Annotated in this window: 2 protein-coding genes; both read left to right on the top strand. The window is 29.1% G+C overall.

What is annotated here, in order from left to right; all coding sequences use genetic code 11:
• The first annotated feature begins 658 nt into the window (after positions 1-658).
• Positions 659-2080 carry an oligosaccharide flippase family protein gene (locus EQ827_RS07940; protein WP_181190457.1) on the top strand — a complete coding sequence of 474 codons (1422 nt, stop codon included), beginning with the start codon at positions 659-661 and terminating at the stop codon, positions 2078-2080.
• Positions 2081-2137: 57 nt separating this feature from the next.
• On the top strand, positions 2138-4366 hold the full coding sequence (locus EQ827_RS07935) for a DUF6020 family protein (protein WP_181190456.1): 2229 nt from the start codon (positions 2138-2140) through the stop codon (positions 4364-4366).
• Positions 4367-4381 lie beyond the last annotated feature (15 nt).

Raw genomic sequence — 4381 nt, 5'->3', positions numbered from 1 at the left:
ATAAAAGTCTTATTAAAATGCCATCTTTGCATTATTTCTTTCTAAATGTATTTTATTTAAAATTATTTTAATTTTAATCAGTAAATACAAAATATCCCACTTTATTTTATTTTTATATCTGAAATTTATATCAGAAATGATTCGAAATTATCACAATGTTCAGCTCTTTAAGTTGTTATATATTTAACTTATGGCTTTTCTTTGTTAAAATTTTAATTGAACCAGCCATGACTAATAATGCAGCTGTTTTTAACCTTTTCGATACGATAGGCTCTATAAGTTCATTGTAATATTTTCGTATAAGTACAGTCAATTTTATAGCAAATCTATTTTCCATAAGTTTTAAATGTTAAAGACTATCCAATTATTCAAATTAGATAGGTATTGGTTTTGAAATGGGCTTGAATTTTGGATACACAAGTTAAGATATGTTTTGAAAAGGGCAAATTATTTATTGTTTATTAAAGCTCTAGAATCATAAAATAGAATCATTTTTCTCTCTGAATCTATCTTTTGATAATTAATAGTAATTGTTGGTGAGCGCATTACTTGGATTACTTTCATACTATAATAGAGTAATGTTTATTGTTGTAATATCATAAAATATGATTGAATATCACCATGGGTATTAATTAAATAATAATTGTAGGTAAGTTAGTTGCAGTTAATTAAAAATTATATTTATAACATCTTTTATCAAGTCTTTATAATAATTGTTCCATTAATTACGATGCCTTATATTTCACGCGTATTAGGTCCTACTGGAAGTGGGATTAATTCTTTAACTAATGCAAATACTCAATATTTTATTTTATTTGGTAGTATTGGGGTAGCTCTCTATGGTAATCGTCAGGTAGCCTATTTAAGAGATGATAAAAGCAAAGTTTCTCAAACTTTTTGGGAAATTTTTATTATGCGCCTATTTACAATTAGTTTAGCTTTAGTAGCTTTTTATATTTTTGTAGCTCTAACTCATACTTATCAGCGAGCGTATTTGATGCAATCAATTTCCATTATTGCTGCAGCATTCGATGTTTCTTGGTTTTTTATGGGTGTTGAAAATTTTCGAGTGACAGTTTTGCGAAATGTAGTAGTAAAATTATTTTCAGTTATTTGTATTTTTACTCTAGTTAAGACTCGTCATGACGTGGCACTTTATATTTTTATTTTGTCTATGTCACAGCTTTTAGGCAATATAGTACTATTTCCTTATTTGCATACTTACCTTAATTTACCAAATTGGCAGCAACTTAATATTTGGCAACATTTATTACCATCTATAGCTTTATTTATACCTCAGATTGCCTTACAAATTTATTTAATCTTAAACAAAACCATGCTGGGACTATTGGTTTCTGTAGAGGCTGCAGGTTTTTATAATTATGCTGATAATACTATTAGAATGCTTTTAGCAATAGTAACTTCATTATCTACAGTCATGATGCCGCGAGTTGCTAATACTTTTGCCCAGGGAAATATAAAAAAAGTAAATCGTTATACTCAACAAGCTTTTGATTTTTCTAGTGCAATTGCAGTGCCATTAATGTTTGGAATTGCGGGTGTTTCTTTAAAGCTTGCTCCATTGTTTTTTGGTAGTGACTATAACCAAGTTTCATCTTTATTGATGATTGAATCTTTAACAATCTTGCCTGTTGCTTGGTCAAGCATTATTGGAAATCAATATTTATTGCCGTTAAGACGTAATCAAGATTACACATTTTCTGTAACTTTTGGTGCAATTTTAAGTATAATTTTTAATATACCTTTAATTTTGTTTTTCAATACTGATGGTGCAATGATTTCATCGGTGATTTGTGAGTGGGGGGTCACTATTTATCAATTAATACGTAAAAAGTTTAATTTACCAGTTTTGTTTATTGGATTTTGGAAATATTTTATTTCTGGATTAATTATGTTTTTAATAGTTTTTTATTTACATTTAATTTTGAGTTTAACTATTTTAACTATGTTTTTTGAAATTGTTATTGGTATGATAGTTTATTTTTTAGGAATATTTTTGCTTAAAGCTCCAATTTTAGAAGTAATAAAGCAATTTTTTAGTAAAACAGCAAATAAGTGATAGTATTCGTTCAATATTTATTACATGAATACTTTGACTATTTATCTAGGAGTTAATATGGAAAAAAAAGTGATCAATCTTATTAAATTGCCCTTTGCCTTATTATTGTCAATAATGATAACATCATGGTTAAATACTATTTTTAATAATTATAGTATTTCACCTGTCAGTGTCGTTTATTTTTTAACGGGATTAATTGGCTTTTATCATTTAATACATAATTTATTGGAATTAAAATTGCCTCGGTGGATCCGAACTGGAATAGTAATTTTATTTACGATAATTGAAGAATTAATAATTATGTTAATACATTCTTTACAAACAAATATGCTGGTTTTATCAGATTTTAAGGCGCTAATTTTGTTGTTATTAATTAATGCTGTGGTTGCTTTTCAATTAACAAGTAAGGATTTAGTCAGGCTGATTGTAGCAATAATGTTGGCATTGTTTGAATCCTTAGCAATTTGGTTTAATTTGAATAGAGTAACTGATTCCTGGGATTGGTTAGTCGTTATATTAAGTTTAAATATTTTGATTAACTTAGTAGCTTTACAATATGTTAAAAAAATTTTTTATTGGTTATTATCAACAATAGCGGGAATTTTATTTGCTTTAGCCTTGGTTTTAGGTAAGCCTTTATATGATAATTATCAATTTCCTAGTTTTAATCTGATAACAGTTTTAACATTTTTAGGTTTGTTTTTATTTTGGACTACGGTAACTGCTTTGATAATTAATTTTGTTATTAATAATCAAAATCAAGTAAAATTAAAAAATGAAAACAAGAAAATTCAAAATTGGTTCAACCAAATCCAGCATCCTTGGCTTTGGAGTACAATTATCACCTTTATAATTTTTCTTCCTGCACTTGTTGCTCTGGCACCAGGTATTTGGAGTTATGATACTCCTTATCAGTACTTTTCTATGGTTAGAGGAAATTGGAATATTGGTCAACCTATTGCCAGTATGATGATTGTCTACTTTTTTGTCCAAATCATCGGGGTTCAACTTTTGCATTCATTGACTGTGGGACTATTTTTAATGATTTTGACACAATTTGTATTAGGAGCAATTATCTTTGGTTATGGCTTTAAAGTTTTAAATAAATGGCACTTACCTTGGTTTATTCAAGTTATTGTTTGGGGTTGGTGGAGTCTACACATTACGAACTGGACATCTTTAGCTTTATCTAATACCAAAGATACGTGGGCTGGTTTAGCTAGTGTATTAATTATGATTTTTCTACTAGAAATATGGCAAAATGGAACACAATTTTTACATTCTTATGGCAAAATTACTATTTTAATTATTGCTTTATTTGTATTTTTGACTTTTCGCAATAGTAGCCGTTTAGTATTAATAATGTTTTTACCGTTTTTATTGGGATTTTGCTGGAAATATTGGAAGCAAATGCTAACAATTTGCGTGGCTACGGGAGCACTGTTTTATTTGTTTAATGGACCCGTAGTTCACAGCTTATCTAGTACTTCTTCAGGTATCCAAACCGAAGGAGTAAGAAATATTAGTAATGTCGGTGGTTTAAAAATACAGCTTATTTTTGGCGGTTATATTAACGCTGGTTATCAATTTAGTACTTCCGATAAGAAGTTACTTTGGTCAATTCTACCTCAAGGAACACCAGAGCAATATGCGCAGTTTTATAGTCCCCAATTTGCTGATCAAGCTGCTAATGTTTGGGGAGAATTAGGTCAGCATTACCCTAAAATTTATCATGGTGATTTTAATAAACGCCGTTCGCAAATGATGAAGCGTATTATCTTGCATTATCCAAAAGCTGCTTTACAGGTTATTCTGAACCAAAATTTGGGATGGTACTATCCGCAGAGTATTTATCCATCTAAATCAGGTAATATTTATAATGAAGTTATCAATGAAACCAAAAATGGACCAATGAAAAAAGATGGTGTTATTATTAAAAATTGGAATTGGTGGCCGTCATTGTATAAAATCATTTACGATTTAGAACAAGATGGTAATTATTGGCAGTATCCAGTTATCGCAAGTTTCTTTGATCCTGCTTTCTGGGGTTGGTTGATATTAATTATGCTTTTAATTTTAATTGCTAAAAAGTCCTGGTCAGCTTTGGTGATATCTTTCTTTGTGGTAATTCAATGGGCAACTTTGTGGGCAGCACCGGTAGTTTTAGCACGTTATATTTATCCAATATTTCTATGTTTGCCATTAATGTTAGTATTATGTTATTTAAAGCAGCCTAATATACCTCAAAACGATAGGTATCAACCTTTACGCCAATTTCAAAAATAGAAGCTAATTCTATTC

It is taken from the genome of Bombilactobacillus bombi (assembly GCF_013607485.1).
GTDB lineage: Bacteria > Bacillota > Bacilli > Lactobacillales > Lactobacillaceae > Bombilactobacillus > Bombilactobacillus bombi_A.
The sequence above is the reverse complement of the archived record's forward strand: the minus strand, read 5'-3'. Positions and strand labels throughout refer to the sequence as shown.

What these genes read in the sequence shown, in the direction of transcription:
- EQ827_RS07935 (WP_181190456.1), top strand. Translation starts at nt 2,138, where the DNA reads ATGGAAAAAAAAGTGATCAATCTTATTAAATTGCCCTTTGCCTTATTA.